This is a genomic window from Rubripirellula lacrimiformis, assembly GCF_007741535.1.
GTDB lineage: Bacteria > Planctomycetota > Planctomycetia > Pirellulales > Pirellulaceae > Rubripirellula > Rubripirellula lacrimiformis.
This window is the reverse complement of sequence record NZ_CP036525.1, coordinates 3,804,384-3,821,079: the sequence shown is the minus strand read 5'-3', so window position 1 is coordinate 3,821,079 and position 16,696 is coordinate 3,804,384. Positions and strand designations below refer to the sequence as shown.

Here is a 16,696-nt window from a genome sequence, read left to right as displayed (position 1 = left end):
CGTCGTCGTGGTTCAATTCGGGGACTCCCCGGTGACATCCAAGGGATCACCTGTAACGGCGGGCTTGAAATTCGACTGGATCGAAACCAACATCTGATTCAGGTTACCGGATCGCAGCCCACGCGTGTCGACGGTTACAAAACGAAACCCAAATCCCAGAAAGGCTTTGGTCATCTCTTCGTCGCGATCGAGCTGGATCAAGTCAGCGATGCGATGTTTGGGCACCTCGACGCGAGCGAGTTCACCGTCGTGAAGGCGAACCCGAAGCTCGTCGAACCCATGTTGTTGCAGCCAGGCTTCGGCCGCTTCGATTCGTCCCAGACGCTCTGTCGTGACCTCAGTACCGTAAGCAACGCGGCTAGCCAAACAGGGGGCGGCGGGCAGATCATAGTTGGTTAAACCAAAGTGCTTTGCCAAGCCGCGAACATCTACCTTCGTCATCCCCAGGTCCGACAACGGGGTTTGCACCCCGGCTGCACCGGCGGCTTCTAGACCGGGACGGTAGTCACCCAAGTCGTCATGATTTGTACCGGACACGGTCGTCATCCCAGGAAACTGGTTGAGGATCGTGGCCATCGATTGATACAGAGTTGCTTTGCAATGAAAACAGCGACGTCCATCGTTGCGACGATAGTCCGCGTTGTCGATCTCGCCGGTATCGATCACCCGGTGTTCGATACCAATCTGATGGGCGACACGGACCGCCACGTCCAACTGACGCTGGGACAAACTGGGGGATCGAGCGGTCACTGCGATCGCGTGAATTGATGGGCATCGCTGGGCTGCGGCGGCCACCACACTGCTGTCCACCCCACCCGAAAAAGCGACGGCGACGTCGCCCAACTTTGCAAACCAATCGATCAATCGATTGGCGTCTGTTTCGACGCATCGTTCGCGGTTTGACATGATGGTTGGCCTAGAAAATGTTGACTCAAACGGTGACCGATTGCAGGCGTCGACGGTGCCCCGCACTGTCACGATCTACGCGTCGATCGTTTCGATTCGGACGTAAAATCCGGCATCCAAGCTGCGGCCACCCTCGTCGATCAATTGTGATCGTCCGGTATCGATCCGCAAACCGGTCGTGTCGATCAAGTCGCTTTGGGCCAAGTAGGTCACGATATCGGAATGATCCACTTCGGGTGAATGTCCCGATATCAGCATGCGAAAACGCTTGGGATCGACCAATCGAAGACAGTCATCTAGCAACGGCCAGATATCGCGATCCAATCGCCACGCCCGTCCATTTGGCCCATGACCATAGGCGGGCGGGTCCATCACGATCGTATGATACATCCGACGACGACGAACTTCACGCGCAGCGAACTTCGCCGCATCATCAATCAAATACCGAATCGGCGGATCGGGCCAACCGTTGCTGGTGGCGACGCCGCGCACCGCCTGGACGTTGGGCTTGGCAGCATCGACGTGGGCGACTTGATAACCAGCTTTGATCAAGACCATCGTGCTGGCCCCGGTATACCCGAACAAATTCAAGGCGGCCGGCTTCGTCGGTACCGAACTGGGGTCTTCGGATGGTTCAGTGATGACGGGTTTGCAGAGCCAACGCCAATTGTCGAACTGTTCGGGGAACACCCCAATGTGGCCAAATGGCGTGGAAACAAACGGCATTTGGAACCCATCGCAATCGACCAACTGGTCGGTCGGCCATGGGTTGTGATAGGTCCATTTCCTGCGATCGGCGTCAAAGTGTGCGTCGGCGCGCTGCCAATTTTCAGGCGACTGCCGCTTGGACCACGATGCTGCTGGGCTTGGCCGATCGATCAAATAGCCGCCAACGGATTCCAGTTTTCGCCCTTCGCCAAAATCGATCAGGCGGTAACGGTTATCGGTCACGCTAAGGGGGCCTTCAAGGAGCACAGAAAAGCAGGATTTTCGGCCCAGGAGGGGGGGGCAGAGGGTGCATCGAATACGCCCATCCGAACCACCGCTTGGATTGGCTTCCGATCCGCTAGCGGTGTCACCGGAACTGTCCGCTAACGCACCATCCGCTTGCCACCGTTTTTCCCGGCCGGTTTCGCAGGCTTGGTTTCGCTTGCATCCGCCCCGCCATCTGCAGCAGCCGGCTTAGCTTCCCCATCAACCGCTTCCTCGCCGGAAACCGTCGCAATTTGGGGAACATCCGAGTCGTCGCCAGCCGCTTCCGGGGAAACCCCAATCATGTCGGCACTCAAACCACCATCGTTGAACACGGGCCAACCCTCCTGGAAGCGAGTCTCTGCAGTGTAGTCGACCGGGGGCCGATCGTAGAAGCGGCCGGGGGATCCCGTCGAACTTTGCTCGCCAAAACGCAATCCGCTGCCGGCCAATTTTGTTTGTCGCCGAATCGACCCGCCCTGAAACGGACCAATCCCCATCACCCAGGTATCGCGTGCCGTTGCATTGGCCGGACGCACGCCGGATTGCCAAACCGCCGCACGAGTCTCGCGATCGTAGGCAAACGCTGCCACTTTCACCGCCGCTTCGCGGGCTTCACGTCGGCCCAGGGCAATCTCAGGCAACGATGCCACCTGCGGTGCGCCGGGCACCAACCCGGCTGCCGTGGATAAAACGTTATTTTCGGGGATCCCAAAGGTGACCGCGTGGTCGTCCAAACCCAGTGTCCCAATCCGAGCTTCGATGATGATTTCGGCATCGGTGCTGGCATCTTGGATCAGACATCCCGCGCCAACGATCTGTTGCCGCATAGCGCTGGTCACGTACTCGGCATTGACGAACCCTTCGCCCTTCACCTGGCGAAGATAGCTGGTGTCCAAATAGACCTTTCGTCCGGTCAGCGGACGAAAATCCAACGATGAAATGCTCCGGTCCACCGCATCGCTCATCACCAATTGCTGGGTGGCGTTGTATTCTTTTGTCGTTCCGCAGCCGATCATTCCGCCGCTGATTGCGATCATTCCCGATGCGTATAGCGCAGCACGCACCAACCAACAACGCATTTCGGATAGCGAACGATTTGGGTGCAACAGATTGGGGTGGGGTAATGGCGGACGCACGTCAGGAACTGAATAAGGTGGGGCAACTTCCTGTATCGAACCTGGAATAGTCCACGACGCCGCATCACAGCAATAGCAATCACCCGATGTTTCACGGCATGGGCGTCACATGAACGGCTGAATTAACTCGGATAGGAGGCGTCTTCCCCCCCGTGTCACGAAAGATCGCAATGTTCGTGAAACATCCCAACCATCAAACAACGCTTTCCACGTTGATCGCGGGCGCGGGAAAGCCGCGATCGTCAGCTGGGCCGCCGATCGCTGGAAACAAGATCAGTCGATGGCGCAGATTGCTGACGGCCTGGAAAGGCCGTCCTACTTTTGATCGCGGAAAGCCACGACGCTCAGTAGCGTGTTAGGAAACCGCGACTTCTGCGTTTGCGTTGGCTTCGGCATTCGCTTCGGCTTTGGCCGATCGCCGAGTCCGCCGTCGTGGTTTGGCCGCGCCCCACTCTTTTGTCAATGTTTCGAATACTTCCGGCGACTCGTATCGAACGATGTTCTTGCCTTCGGGCATCGGACCGATCAGGCCACGAAACACTGGCATGCCGCGTAGTTCCAAATCGGTACTACAGTCATCGCTGCCGATTTGAATGTGGGTGTGCAGGATCGGATCACAGCTGGGATAATCGCGAATCAACAACGAACCATCACTACCGCGTGTGACAATTCGGAATGTATCTTTTTTGGCCATGGATGCCCTCGGTGGAAAGCTTGGGAGGATCGGGGGGGAGAGGGTGTCCGATACGCTCGTGAACCAAGGGGATGCTGGCTGAGGGAGCGAAAGCCAAGCGTCGCTGCAAATGCGAAACAACCAACAGGTGAGGAGCCTGTTGGGTTCATTGGATCAGGACCAATTTGCAGCGACGCTCGGACTTTCGCCTTCAGTACCAACAAAGGGGGGGGAGGATGGTTCTGATTGCTGGAGGACAATCCGATCGTGGTCGAACACAACACTCATCGTCCGGCTCGATAGCCAAATACGAACAAACTGTTGTGACGCGTCACACTGCGATCGACACGATCAATGGTCACACGCCGCACCTGCAGTCGCAGCTAGACGCAAACGGCATGCAGAGACCACGACGCAAAACCGGTCCAACCCCAGCACGGTCAGAACCTATTCGGTTCGGTTTGCCAGAAACCAGTTGACATCCAACGCATCGACAGCGCGGGAACAGTCCGTCACCCACCGCGAGCCCAGCTTCACGGGCTGTTGTCGGTCGCGCGAGATTCGACGTCGTGATACAAGCGTGCTAACCGGACCATCAGCGGCTCGATTGCGGAAAAGTATTCGTCTTCGCTGAGCTGATTTTTTTGCTCGCGAAGCTTATCTAATTCCAATTCGATCTGATCCCGCTGTTTCAGTTCATCCGGCAACCACTTCAATCCGTTCGGATTGGGGGACAGGGTGATCCGCATCCCCCGTTGACCGTCGATCTGACGCACATCGACCTGGTCTTTGTCCGGACGAACGCCACGGAACATCGTCGCAAGAGTTCCCTTGCCGTCTCCGTTGTCATCGATCAACGCATGTTCGGTCGCGATCCGAGACTCGGACTCGTAAAACTTCCGAACCATTCCGCTGGCATTCAGAAACGCTTCATGAACGGAAACCTCGTCGTCATGATCCAAGTCAGAATCCAATGACAGGAAAGCACTGGAGAAAAACTCGCCAAAACGAGCAAAGTTCATTTCGCTGCCGCTTTTGGTGGCCGTCACAATCACACGCCCCGGTTTGGACAATCGATTGATGAACGGCGCACTGGACGAAGATGTGTTGACGATCACCAACGGACGTTCGATCGGATCCAACCACGACGCAAGTTCTCGCGCTGAAAAATCGGGGCCCACCAGATTGAACTTTGCGACGTCGCGTGCGAACGTCCCGTGCCCGATGATCACAATCCACAACGGTTCGGTCGTTGCATCCACCTGCTTTGCTAAGAACTGCTGGACACGATCCCGATCGTTCAGCTCGGACGCCGATTGCAAAAGCGATGAAACAACGCCGGTCGCCCCGCCAATCACGGTCAGGTCTGCCTGAGAAACTTTCGCCACCCGTTCCCAGTTCTGGGACCAAACAGAAAAAAGCTTTTCGTATTCTTCCGTACCGGAGGCGCCCACCACCAACAAAATCTGTGCTGGACGGTTCGCGGCGGCGGGAAGTTCACCCTCGGCCGCGCTCGTTGCTGGTTCGTCTTTGTCCGTCCCTGGTCCGTCTGGCTCTGGTCCGTCTGGTGCTGGTCCGTCCGTCTCCGGTCCGTCTGGCTCTGGTCCGTCTGGTGCTGGTCCGTCCGTCTCCGGTCCGTCTGGCTGCGGTCCGTCTGGTGCTGATTGATCTGGTGCTGGTTGATCGCCCTTTGCCTCCACCGGCGCAGACTCCGTCGGCGTCGTATCCGAATCGGAATCGTCCGAGGAAACGTTTTGGATAGGCACCGACGCCGCACTGGCACGATCCACCACGGCAGCCAATCCGAACACGCACGCGACCAGCGCGATCCATCGCCAGGAAGAACTTCCGATCATGCCAAACCTTTCCATCGTCGCAGACCCCATTCGCCGCACAAACAACCAATCACTAACAACATCACCCAAGTCCGATGCCAGATGGGGTAAACCCAAGTTTCGGTCACAGGCACCTTGCGGTTGGGCAAACTGTCGGCAAAGGATTCCAGCTGGTCCAGCGGTATCACTTCCCCACCGGTTTCACGAGCCAACTGGGATAGGAACGCATCGTTCGCCCCCAGCGTTTCGAATTCCGCTACGCCAAGTTTGGATGTCCAACCCGAAACGTCCACGCCGACCTCGGTCCCATCGGGGGCCGTGACGGTCGCCACCACCCGATGCCCACCGGCAACGCGAGGCCAATATTCAGATCGATAGACGCCGGCTTGCGTGTCATCGGCGGTCGCCGCCAATGTGACCGATTCACCACCCACCGGCGTCACCACCAATTCGACGGATGCATTGTCCATAGCCAAATAGGCAGGATCACGAACCTGAACCACCAAATCGGCAGGCCCGCTGGGGTCACCGGCCACGTCCACGTTCAATTCGACGCGGCCGGGGACTTCCCCCACCAACCATCGCATCGTTTGTCGCCACGCCTGGCCCAAGTCCTCGGATTGCGTCGGATGTCCGTCCGGCACGCTAGACACGTTGCGTCGGGATCCAGCGTTCACGCCGGAATGCATCGACCAACGCCAAAGATCACCAACGGGAATCGCCGCCGTTCGTCCTTTGCCGAATCGCTGGACCGCCATCGCCGTGGCCCCCGACCGCGCCGCGCCGCGATCGTCTGTGGTGCTCGCATTCGATCCGACCGTCGCCAGACGCGAAGCGCCGGGTTTGACGTCTCCCACCGGATTGACCGTCCGAAACTCCGGCATCGCCGCAAGCCGTTCTTGTTCAGCATGTTCGGTATCGCGTAATCGCATCCACGGCTGCAACAGCCCCTCGCGAGTCAACGAAACGCGTCCCTGGTCGTTTGCGTTGAAAATAGCATCCCCGCCTGAATCGGATTTCGCCGATGCGACCAGATCACTGGCTCGCGGCGCGTACACCGGTGACAGTTCACCCAGTGGGCTGTCTGCGAATGATTTTCCGGCAAACGATTCAGCCCCCCCCAGCATCAACAGACCGCCACCGCGTGCACTGACAAAACGGCGTAGCCGCAGCAGTTGGTCCTGCGAAAAAAACGAGGTCTCGACATCGTCCAGCACGACACCGTGATACGAGAACAACTCTTCATCCGAATCGGGGAACCCTTCGCTCAGTTCCTCGGACTCCTTCACACCAAACCGCAAGATCACCGGTTCGTCGTACTGAGTCGCCAAGTCTTCCTCATCGGCCCCCAGTCCAGCGAACAACGGATTGGTCTCGCTGACCCCGCGATCCCTGAAACTGAACTTCGTTTCTTTGTTGGCAATACGAATCAAACCGACCAACTGAATCTCGGCGTCGGCATCCATCGCCCGTCGCAAAAACTTGAATTCCCAGTTCGGCCGACCGGCGACGTACAAAACACGATACGGACCTGCCCCGCGATCGACCGTCACTAGCCGGCGGTTGTTGACCAACGTGGCTTCGCCAATTGCCGATATCCTATCGTCGGATGAGGCTTCGTCGGATTTGACGTCACGGGATGCGACGTCGGATGCACGACTGTCGTTGCGATTTCCCTTGGCACGTGACTCGTTACCAAGCACGTTGTTGCGATCGATTTCTGAAAACACCGCTGCCCGATAGAAACCCAGCCCGCTTTGCTCGGGGCGAAATCGAAACTTCACCTCCGCAGCGTCTTGTTCGACGCCCAGGTCAACGGTCTGTTCTTCGATCACTTTTCCTTCGATCGTTGCCAATTGCACCACAGCCTGCTGCTTTGGCAACCCGGTCGATTCGACGTGAATCACAACCGTGGTAGGGGCGGATTCGAAATCGGTCGTGCGAACGCTGACATCAACAATCCGAATGTCGGTCAACTCGGTGGCCAATCGCGGAACAACGGGATACACCGGAAACCCTAATTCGGCCCAGTTCGGGGCGGATTCGGAATCAGCGTCCGTTAAATTCCCATCGGTAAACACGATCGCGCCGCCCACCGGACGATCTCGAAATCGCTGCGCCAACGAACCAAGTGAAGTGGCCAACGATGATGAAGTGCCATCCGCAGCCATTTCTTCGAACGAAGCAACGTTTTCCAATCGCCGGTCGAATCGATAACGGCGCACATCAAACGACTGCCCCAGACGCCCTAGCCAAGGAGCATCGTCACCGAGTTTCGCGACCACATCCTGGAATCGGCTTTGATCGGACCCACCGGATGAAACCTGCATGCTTTGGCTGGTGTCGACCATGATCGGAAGCACGTTCGCGCGCGGGCGAGGGCGTGTGCCGCGTTTCATCGGTTCAACCAAACAGATCGCTACCAACGCGATCGCCAACACCTTTAGCGTTGCCGCCGCCAAACGCACTCCGCGGTTTCCAGCGGAAGTGACGTAGCCGTATACCACGAACGCCGCCAAAACGATCGCGACAATCGACGCTGGTGCAGCCCACTGGGGAGCCCCCCAAATGATTTCCTGGGCGATCATTGGCCGCTCCCGATTCGTTCGTAATACAGTCGAACCGCATCGGAAAATTCTCGCGGTACAGGGTCGCGATCGATCGGCACGATGGCATTCTTGTCGGCAGACCGGCGAATCAATTCCTCTGACACATTTCGTTTCAACTCGCGCAGTGGCGTGGCCACCATTTCATCCACCAAATCCCATTCGGGTTCCTTGGAGTTGCGACGAAAATCGATCCGTATCTCACGGGCTCGGTCCCGGATCCTGGCCGCTTGTGAGCGTACGTCTGGGTCATCGACCATCTCTTCGATCTCGCGCAGTGAATCCGACCACTCTCGGTATCCATCCCCGGTCAACGGCGCGTTGGCGGCGCGTCCACCGAAGCCACCGATCGGACTAGCAGAGGCCCCAGGCTGTGCAGAACCAGGCTGTGCAGAACCAGGCTGTGCAGAACCAGGTTGCGGCTGACCAGCCGTCGAACCGGCCCCACCGGGTGGCGGCGAACCAGAGGGTTGATTTTGCGAATCACCATCGCTCGGCTGTCCCGGCGATGGCCCGCCACCTTCGCCCGACTGTGAAGCGGGAGACTGACCTTGCCCCTCGCCCTGTGGTTGCCCCTGCCCTTGCCGCTCACCTTCACCTTCACCCTGCGACGGGTTCTGGGCTGGGTCACGGCTTTGTGACGGTGATTGTCCCTGGCCACCTTCCGCCGGCGTTCCCTGGGGTTGTCCCGGTGACGCTGCTGGCGATTCGCCGGGCGATGCGCCGGCGGGCGAATTCGGATCGGGTTGCGACGACGGTGCCCCTTGCGAAGCATCGCCCGGCGGGGATCCAGCGGGACGATTGTCGTTCAGTTCATTTTGCAACTGCTGATCGATCTTCTCCAGTTCGCTCAGCGCCCGCTGCAGTGCTTGGGTTTCGTCTCCCAGAACATCATCGGCCGCCCGCTCGAGTTCTTCTCGCAACTGCTTGACACCTTCGCCTGCCTGACGCGCCGCCTGAGCGGCTTCCGGCTTCATTCCTTGACCGGATAGCGCGGACGCTTCGGCAAGCTTTCGATCGATCCCACGCTGGCTGGCTTTGCGATACGAATCGTACAGACCTTGTGCCAGCAGCGGTTCGGCTTCTTCTGCCTCGGTCACCGTTTCCTGCATCTGATCCAACAGTTCGCCCAGGGATTCGCGTTGTTCGGCAAGCTGGGCTTCGACACCGCCATCGGCTGATTCGCCACGCAGCCCGGTGTCACCGAGCGATCCGCTGCGTTGCTCCGCCGCCTGTCGATCACTGAGTTGTTCCTGCAGTTCTTGTTGACGTTGATCGAGCTCTTGAGCGGCATTGCGCATTTCACGCATCGCGTCGCTGAACTGGCCTGCGGCCGATTGACGGAACTCATCTCGCAGTTCTTCAAACTGACGTTCGGCTCGTTTACCAGATGCCAACGCCTGCGCCACGTCTTGTTCTTCCAACGCCTTGGCGGCTTGTTGTACATCATCACGGGTCGACTGCAGATCGGCTTGGGCTTCGGAACCGGCCATCTCGCTTTCGGGCTGTCCCATCGATTGGTCCAGTTCATCGGTTTCTCGCAACAAGTCGACCTGTTGGTCGCGGAGCCTTTCCAGCTGACGCTCGACCGCTTCCCGCTCCTGCTCGGTCTTCGCATCTTCCAACGCCGTCTGTAGCTGTGCCAGTTCTTTGTTGATGTCTTCCTGCCGCCGCGCAAGTTCGCGTAACCGGCTCAGCGTCTGACGCACCTCTCGTGCAGCCTGCTCCTCCGCGGATGCCGGCTGAGCTTGGCTCTGAGTCTCGTATCGATTTTCGTCTTCTTCCAATTCCAGATCATCCAATTGCTGTTGGCGTTTCTTTTGGGATGCACTGGACTGGCCCTGACTGGGCTGTTGCTTGGATCGCGACACTTCGAATTCTCGCGCCCGCAGTTTCAGCAAACCGCCATAGGCCGCCTGCTGATGCGGCACCGCAGTTGCGAGCCCGCGTCGATTCGACGATGCCTTGGCACTTGTCAATTCAGCAAGCGCCGCCGACATCGACTCACGAACTTCGGTGATGAACGCCTGCGATGCGGGGTCGCGGATTTCTTCAGCAAGTTCGTCTAACTTTTCCATCGCCTCGCCCTGCGATTCGATCAACAAGTCAATCGGCTCGGCCAATGCGTCGTCGCCCTTGTTGGACGTGATTCCGCGAACCACTCGCCAAGTCGCGGCAATGATCTGCTTCTGCAGTTCAGCCAGTTCTTCGGCCTCAGCCGCCTGTGGACTCGGCGGTGACGGCTCGCCCCCCGGCGGTGGATCTCCTTGACGAAAGATCTGATCAAACGGACGCACTTCGGCAAAGTACATATCGCTTTCGGTCCGCCGCTGCTTGCCTTCGGGATCCACGTCGGTGGCAAAGAAGTGATACGCCAGCAACTGGTCCGGTTCGGCCTGCAAATCTTCCATCGCAACCAACTGTTCGATGTTCGTCTTGGCACCTCGTGGCAGATCATGTCCCAAAATGATCTCCGAAGGCTCGCCACCGCTTAGCGAATAGACCAAACCAACCTGGCCCACGCCAAAATCGTCGACAAGCTCGACTTGCAGCGGAAATTCTTCCAGCGCCGAAACTTCCGTATCACTGGCGGGCGTTACTTTCAACTTGGGCGGCAGGTTGGGCAGCGCACGCACGACTAGCTTGGGCGGAAACTTGTTGCTGCGTCCATCATCATCGACCAATTGCAACTCGTACCGACGTGTGTCAGCGATCGCGAACGAAGCATGGCCGACGTCGGGTTGGTCAGCATCAAATTCTAGCGGCGTCCGATTCCCATCTTCGTCGACAAGTTCGGCCTTCGACACCGGCTTGTTCAATCGAAGGTGCCAGGTCAGGTCCGTTCCGACCACCGCCGAGACACGCACTGCGTCTTCGATGTGCTTTGGTTCCATCCCGGTATAGTCGGGATAGACCAAGTCGGCATCGGATCGCTTCATCGCTGGAAAGTCAAAGACATCGATCTTGTATTCGGGGCTGGTCCAGTATGGCGTTCGCACCTGATAGCTGACCGGCTGATCGACCGACCCGATATAGCCACCCAAGATGGGATCGTCCAAACTTTGCGTCATCGGCAAAACACGCTGTTGTCCGTCTTTGTCCAAGATCAACAGTTCCCCCTGATCGCTGGCCTGCACCGATTCAGCGCTGTCGCTTGAATCACCAAATCTGGCTGTCACAACAAGACTGGTTCCTCGTTCGATCGAAACGTCCCCCGGTTCAACCACCGGTTCGGATGCGGTGACGACATTCGCCGCAGCGATACTGGTTTGATTGGGACGCGTCGCTGCAAGACTCCCCAGCACGCCTGCCAAGATCGCGGTCGCCCCCAATCCACCCAACCGGCCGATCCACATCCGGCTGGCGGGCACCGCTTCGACCCATGCAAATTCGCGTGAATGGTCGCGTGCTTCCTTGACGATTCGCTGCTGCAGATAGCCCAGTTGATTGTCTGATTGGCTCAGCGCCGTCAACAAACGTTGATCCAAACTGGGGAAATGCTGTTCAATCTTTCTGGCCACGAAACGAGGATCACGAAACAGGAAGGCGCACGCTACCGCCACCGTCACTGCGATCCCAATCGCAATCGACCCAACCCAATAGGCCGCCGCGCGACCGTCCAAGGTTCCCGCCTGCGCTTGCCAATGCAACGCCCAGCCAACGCCGCCGACTAGCAGGGCCGCAACCGCCCAGATCTGCCAGAACCGAAGTCCTCGCATCCGACGCGTGACCGGTCGAATTCGGTACAGCAGTGACTCGTTCATCGTTTGATGTTCCCTTGATTCCTTTGCATGTCTCGATCAACCGTCCACCGATGGCCGAAACGAACCCGCATCCCCAGGCCGCCGACGACTCAACCACCTGCCCCACAGCGTTTCGATCCCCAGCAATCCCAATGCAATCAGCAACGCCCAGCGCCAAAGTTTCTGGCGGCTCTCTAGTTCTTGGTCGCGAAGTTGGCGATCGGTTGCCTCCGCCGTCTTGGCATCCACCATTTCGCCAAGCTTCACTCCCCATTGTTCCAGGCTGTCAGCCCCCAACGCATCGGTCTGACTCTCGGACACAGCCAGATTCATCGCAAACCGATGCTGCTGATCACCGTCAACGACGCGGTACACCCCGGGCTTGTCGATCAGCAACCGATCGGATGCTGTCTGGTACGGCATCGGCTTGTCGTCTGGCCCAACGATCTGCAAACCGGCACCTTGGTTGTACGGAACATTCTGGCCGACGATTCCTTCGGTGCCGGCCATGCCCTGGGAATCGCTGCCAAGTATCCCCGCGACCAGCGGGATGAACTTGGTCGACAAGGCCAACTGGCTGGCGTTTGGCTGCCAACCAAAACTAGCCACCATCAACCGTCCCCGGCCCATGACCCTTTCCGCCAACGCCACCTCGCCATCATCAAACCGGGCCAACACGTTCCAGTCTTGGTCCAGTCCCGTCAAGGAACGGTGAGACCAGAACCGAACCTTCGTGAAGTCATTGAACTGCGGGTCCGACATCGCTTGAAAAACCGGATGGCCAAAATCGATCTTCGACATCATGTGGTAGTCGTCGACCTTCGCCTCGGTCAGCCGGATCGACTGGCCCGCCAAGTTCCCCAGCGTGACCGCCATGCCCGAGGCGGGATCCGGTCGATCCAGCACCACCCACACGCGTCCGCCAAGTTCCATGTAGGATGCCAAACGATCGGTCATGATCGATTCCAGCGGCATCGCCACCACCACCAACGGTGTCGTTTTCGGATCCCAATCGTCGCTCGAGAAAACGGGTACGGCAGCATCGTTCTTGTCTGCCGCCGTCGCCGCCGATTCGGATGATGCATCGGGGGATACGGCCGAGCCGGATGATGCCGGGTCCGTCCCCACTGAATCCTCGGCCGCCGACGGTGTGACTTCCGAATCGTTCCCCGATGACTCGGAAAGGATCGATCCAGGATCCACGAACTCAACCGTGACCTGGCGTCCAGCGTCGTCCAACGGAACTCGCTGCAGATAGTACAGAAGGTTGTCCCGGACGGCGTCGCTGTCGACGGCCGCTGGAGCCCCCAGAAATGCGATTCGCTGCTGACGCGATTCTTCCATCACCATCCAACGCACATTGTCGAAATCCACATCGTCGCCGGAAATCACCAACGCCGTCGCACCGTCCCGTGGCCGATCCATTCGAACGATCCGTGACTGTCCCGGCGGCACCTGGATCGGCATCCGACCATTGGCCAATCCCCCATCACTGGCAATTTCGGCCCCCGGAACGTTGCCAGCGGACTCGCTGCGAACCAATTCGCCCGTACCGGTCGAGTTCGATTTGGCGTCCGTGGATGATCCTGATGGCTGGGCGACCGCCGCTGCGTCCATTGCCGATTCCCAGCCGATCGCAAAGTCGGCGACGGCACTGTCCGATGCATTGGCGACGCGAACACGAACCTGATCGGTGCCTCTACCGGTGCCAGACTCACCATCCCGGTCGGACAATTCGTTGACAGCATCCGACAGCACGACTGCCGATGCGTTGGTCCGCTGTCCTGACCCCACCTGCCGAACATCCACTTGCACTTGTTCCGGCCAAGCAAACGATTGCAGACCTTCCAGCTGGCTTCCCGATTGCAGATCGCTGATCAAAATGATCGTGGCCTGATCTAACAACGCGGAATCACGTCCGGATCCATCCGCCCCCGCAACGTCCAAGTCAACCACATCATCATCGGCCGAACCCACAGCTTGTGAATCGTCGTCCGATGCATTCGGGCCAACGGTGCTGGCACCACCGGATTGCGAATCGACATCGTCGTCGGATTCACCACTGGAAACAGCAAACTCCGCCGCATACGTCAGCGCGGCGGCAGTGTCGGTCGCCATCCAAGTCGGACGAAGTTCCGCCAGCGCCGAACGGATGGCGTCTCGCCGCCCCTCAAGCGGCATCTCACCGGACTGTTCCCAACGTAGACGTGTTTGCGGTGTCCGATCGAATGTGATCAATGCCACTTGGTCGTTAGGCAGCAGATCGTTCAAGACGGTGTCCGCATGCGCCAACGCTTGTTGCCAAAGCCCCGATCGCTGCATGCTAGCGCTGGTGTCGACCAGCAATACGAACCGTCTAGCGGGAAGCTCAGCATCGGTCTGCAGCGCACTGCGCAAAAACGGCTTTGCGAAAGCCAATGCCAACAGCAACAACGCCAGTGCCCGGATCAATAACAACGGCCAATGGTCCAACCGACTTCGCCGTGTCAAACGTGGCGGGGTCGCTTCCAGGAACATCAGCGAACTGAACACCGCGTGGCTCTTCGGTTGCCGGCGGATCAGGTGGAACAGGATCGGCAGCCCGATTGCCAATGCACCGGCGAAAAAGATGGGCGCTAGCAAACTCATGATGAACGTGCTCCCGAAGCGGCACCGGCCGCCACCATTCCGGCTCGTGCAGGACCAGCCGAACGGCGTTTCTGGACACTCAGGATATGAAACAACGCCTGTTCCAGTGGCTGGTCAGTGGGCATTTCGAACAGATCAACGCCTAGCGAATCGCAAATTGTTTTCAACTGATCACGATGCTGTTGGAACTTCTGGCGATACCCGGCCCTGGCTTCCTCGGGGTCCAAATAGATCTCTTCGCCGGTTTCCATGTCGACGATCATCCCCGCTTCGGACAACTGCAATTCCATTTCGCCCGGATCCAGCACCCGCAGGATCATCACCTCGTGCCCGCGCGAGCGTAGATACGCCAAATTCGTACGCAGCGATTCGATCGGTGACAACAGGTCGGACACCAACACGATCAAACCGCGCCGCGGCACCAGCGCCGCGATCTGGCGAAGGGGTGCATCGATATCGGTTCCCTCACCCGCAACCGGTCTGGACAAAGCCACCAACACGCTTCGCAGATGCCCCGGGCGATTCCTGGCGCTGATAAAGTCGCCAAGCTTGGCGTCAAAGGTCATCAACCCGACACTGTCACGTTGCAGAGTCAAATAGTGGGCAAGCGTCGCCGCCAGTGTTTGAGCGTAGTCCAGCTTGGAATACTCCAGCGTCCCAAATCCCATCGACCGACTTTGGTCGACGACCAGATAGCATCGACGTGTCGTTTCGTCTTCGAACTTTTTGATGTAGTAGCGATCACTGCGGGCGAACAGTTTCCAATCCAGGGCCCGCAAGTCGTCGCCAACGGTGTACGGTCTGTACTCACTAAATTCGACCGAAAATCCATGAAACGGACTCCGGTGCAACCCGTTGTAAAAACCTTCGACCACCGCCTTGGCTCGCAGCGCCAGGCTCTTGATCCGCATCAACGAGACGGGATCCGATGACGCCACGTTGCGATCGGTCGATTGTCGCGGCTGACCTTTGGGCGATCCCGAGCTCACGACGTCACCGACTTGGGCACATCGCTTAGCAAGCGATCAATCACGTCCTCGATCGTCACGCCCTCGGCCTCGGCCCGATAGCTAAGCAACACACGGTGCCGCAGTGTCGGATGCGCTAGCGCCGCAATGTCGTCAAAATTCACATGCGCCCGGCCAGCCAACAGCGCCCTGGCCTTGCCGCCTAGCACCAATGTTTGGGCTGCTCGCAATCCCGCACCCCAACTGACCCAATCGTTCACGAACCCGGGCGTCCCTTCGCGTTGGGGCCGCGATGCACCGACCAACCGCACCGCATAGGCACCGACTTCGTCGGCAATCGGAACCCGGCGAACCGCTTCATGGAATCGCATCACATCGTCGCCGGTGAACAAGGGTTCGATGGGTTCCGGTTTGGACGACGTGGTCTTCAAGACAACGGACAACTCGTCGGCGGGCGGCAGGTAGTCGATCAATACGTTGAACAAGAACCGATCCAACTGAGCCTCGGGCAACGGGTAGGTCCCTTCCATCTCAATCGGGTTCTGCGTCGCAAGCACAAAGAACGGCTCTTCCAACGGATAGCGACGTCCAGCCGCGGTGACTTGGTGCTCCTGCATCGCTTCCAACAACGCTGCCTGGGTCTTCGGCGGCGTGCGGTTGATTTCATCGGCCAACAAAACATTGGCAAAGATTGGGCCGGGGACGAATTCCAGTTTCCGGCGCCCGTCAGCATCCTGTTCCAAAATCTCAGTGCCGGTGATGTCCGCTGGCATCAAATCGGGCGTGAACTGGATCCGCTGGAAATTCAGGTGGAAAATCTGAGCCACGCTGCGAACCAACAACGTCTTGGCCAGTCCCGGTGCCCCGGTGATCAGACAGTGCCCCCCCGCGAACAAGCAAATCAAAAGCTGTTCAATCACGTCATGCTGACCGACGATCACCTTGGACAGTTCCGTGTTGATCCGATCGCGGCCGTCGCGGATCTGCTGGACGACACGCGCTTCTTCTTCGACCGTCATCATGGGAGCGGACATCGGCAATTGGACCTCGATCGTTGGGCAGGATGGTGAACGGGCGGGCGAGAGATGTTGACAACGGCATTCCGAACTCGGATTCCATCTGCAACCGCCTTGTCCAATATAGCGACCCTGAAAGCCCCCGTTGCTGCACAAGCGACATTCGAAACCAAAGCGGCGGCATCTGATTCGCAGAATTTTCTGCACTCG

General features: G+C 58.5%; 10 protein-coding genes. All 10 read right to left on the bottom strand.

Going from position 1 to position 16,696, the window contains the following annotated elements; translation table 11 throughout:
* Positions 1-12: 12 nt before the first annotated feature.
* Positions 13-906, bottom strand: coding sequence for an ATP-dependent sacrificial sulfur transferase LarE (gene larE / locus K227x_RS13470; protein ID WP_145170167.1), 894 nt, complete (start codon positions 904-906; stop codon positions 13-15).
* 75 nt (positions 907-981) lie between these two features.
* Positions 982-1,857, bottom strand: coding sequence for an SAM-dependent methyltransferase (locus tag K227x_RS13465; RefSeq protein ID WP_145170166.1), 876 nt, complete (start codon positions 1,855-1,857; stop codon positions 982-984).
* Between the two features lie 140 nt (positions 1,858-1,997).
* The gene (locus K227x_RS13460; protein WP_218933995.1) at positions 1,998-2,987 is read right to left on the bottom strand and encodes a DUF6655 family protein; all 990 of its coding nucleotides are present in this window, start codon (positions 2,985-2,987) and stop codon (positions 1,998-2,000) included.
* Between the two features lie 385 nt (positions 2,988-3,372).
* On the bottom strand, positions 3,373-3,711 hold the full coding sequence (locus K227x_RS13455) for a hypothetical protein (RefSeq protein WP_145170162.1): 339 nt from the start codon (positions 3,709-3,711) through the stop codon (positions 3,373-3,375).
* Between the two features lie 512 nt (positions 3,712-4,223).
* The gene (locus K227x_RS30555) at positions 4,224-5,546 is read right to left on the bottom strand and encodes a prolipoprotein diacylglyceryl transferase (RefSeq protein ID WP_218933994.1); all 1,323 of its coding nucleotides are present in this window, start codon (positions 5,544-5,546) and stop codon (positions 4,224-4,226) included.
* The gene (locus K227x_RS13445; protein ID WP_145170158.1) at positions 5,543-8,113 is read right to left on the bottom strand and encodes a hypothetical protein; all 2,571 of its coding nucleotides are present in this window, start codon (positions 8,111-8,113) and stop codon (positions 5,543-5,545) included. Before K227x_RS13445 ends, K227x_RS30555 begins: the two co-directional genes overlap by 4 nt.
* Positions 8,110-11,895: a hypothetical protein gene (locus K227x_RS13440; RefSeq protein WP_145170156.1), complete on the bottom strand. Its 3,786-nt coding sequence runs from the start codon at positions 11,893-11,895 to the stop codon at positions 8,110-8,112. Before K227x_RS13440 ends, K227x_RS13445 begins: the two co-directional genes overlap by 4 nt.
* A 36-nt stretch (positions 11,896-11,931) precedes the next feature.
* Positions 11,932-14,502, bottom strand: coding sequence for a BatA domain-containing protein (locus K227x_RS13435; RefSeq protein WP_145170154.1), 2,571 nt, complete (start codon positions 14,500-14,502; stop codon positions 11,932-11,934).
* A complete protein-coding gene (locus tag K227x_RS13430) occupies positions 14,499-15,491 on the bottom strand; it encodes a DUF58 domain-containing protein (protein WP_246146777.1) in 993 nt (330 codons plus the stop codon). The genes K227x_RS13435 and K227x_RS13430 overlap by 4 nt, the downstream gene beginning before the upstream one ends.
* On the bottom strand, positions 15,488-16,489 hold the full coding sequence (locus tag K227x_RS13425; RefSeq protein ID WP_145177837.1) for an AAA family ATPase: 1,002 nt from the start codon (positions 16,487-16,489) through the stop codon (positions 15,488-15,490). The genes K227x_RS13430 and K227x_RS13425 overlap by 4 nt, the downstream gene beginning before the upstream one ends.
* Positions 16,490-16,696 lie beyond the last annotated feature (207 nt).

Bases quoted from the DNA above. Each gene is read 5' to 3' on its own strand.
- larE (WP_145170167.1), bottom strand. From the start codon at position 906: ATGTCAAACCGCGAACGATGCGTCGAAACAGACGCCAATCGATTGATC.
- K227x_RS13455 (WP_145170162.1), bottom strand. From the start codon at position 3,711: ATGGCCAAAAAAGATACATTCCGAATTGTCACACGCGGTAGTGATGGT.
- K227x_RS30555 (WP_218933994.1), bottom strand. From the start codon at position 5,546: ATGATCGGAAGTTCTTCCTGGCGATGGATCGCGCTGGTCGCGTGCGTG.
- K227x_RS13445 (WP_145170158.1), bottom strand. From the start codon at position 8,113: ATGATCGCCCAGGAAATCATTTGGGGGGCTCCCCAGTGGGCTGCACCA.
- K227x_RS13440 (WP_145170156.1), bottom strand. From the start codon at position 11,895: ATGAACGAGTCACTGCTGTACCGAATTCGACCGGTCACGCGTCGGATG.
- K227x_RS13435 (WP_145170154.1), bottom strand. From the start codon at position 14,502: ATGAGTTTGCTAGCGCCCATCTTTTTCGCCGGTGCATTGGCAATCGGG.
- K227x_RS13425 (WP_145177837.1), bottom strand. From the start codon at position 16,489: ATGACGGTCGAAGAAGAAGCGCGTGTCGTCCAGCAGATCCGCGACGGC.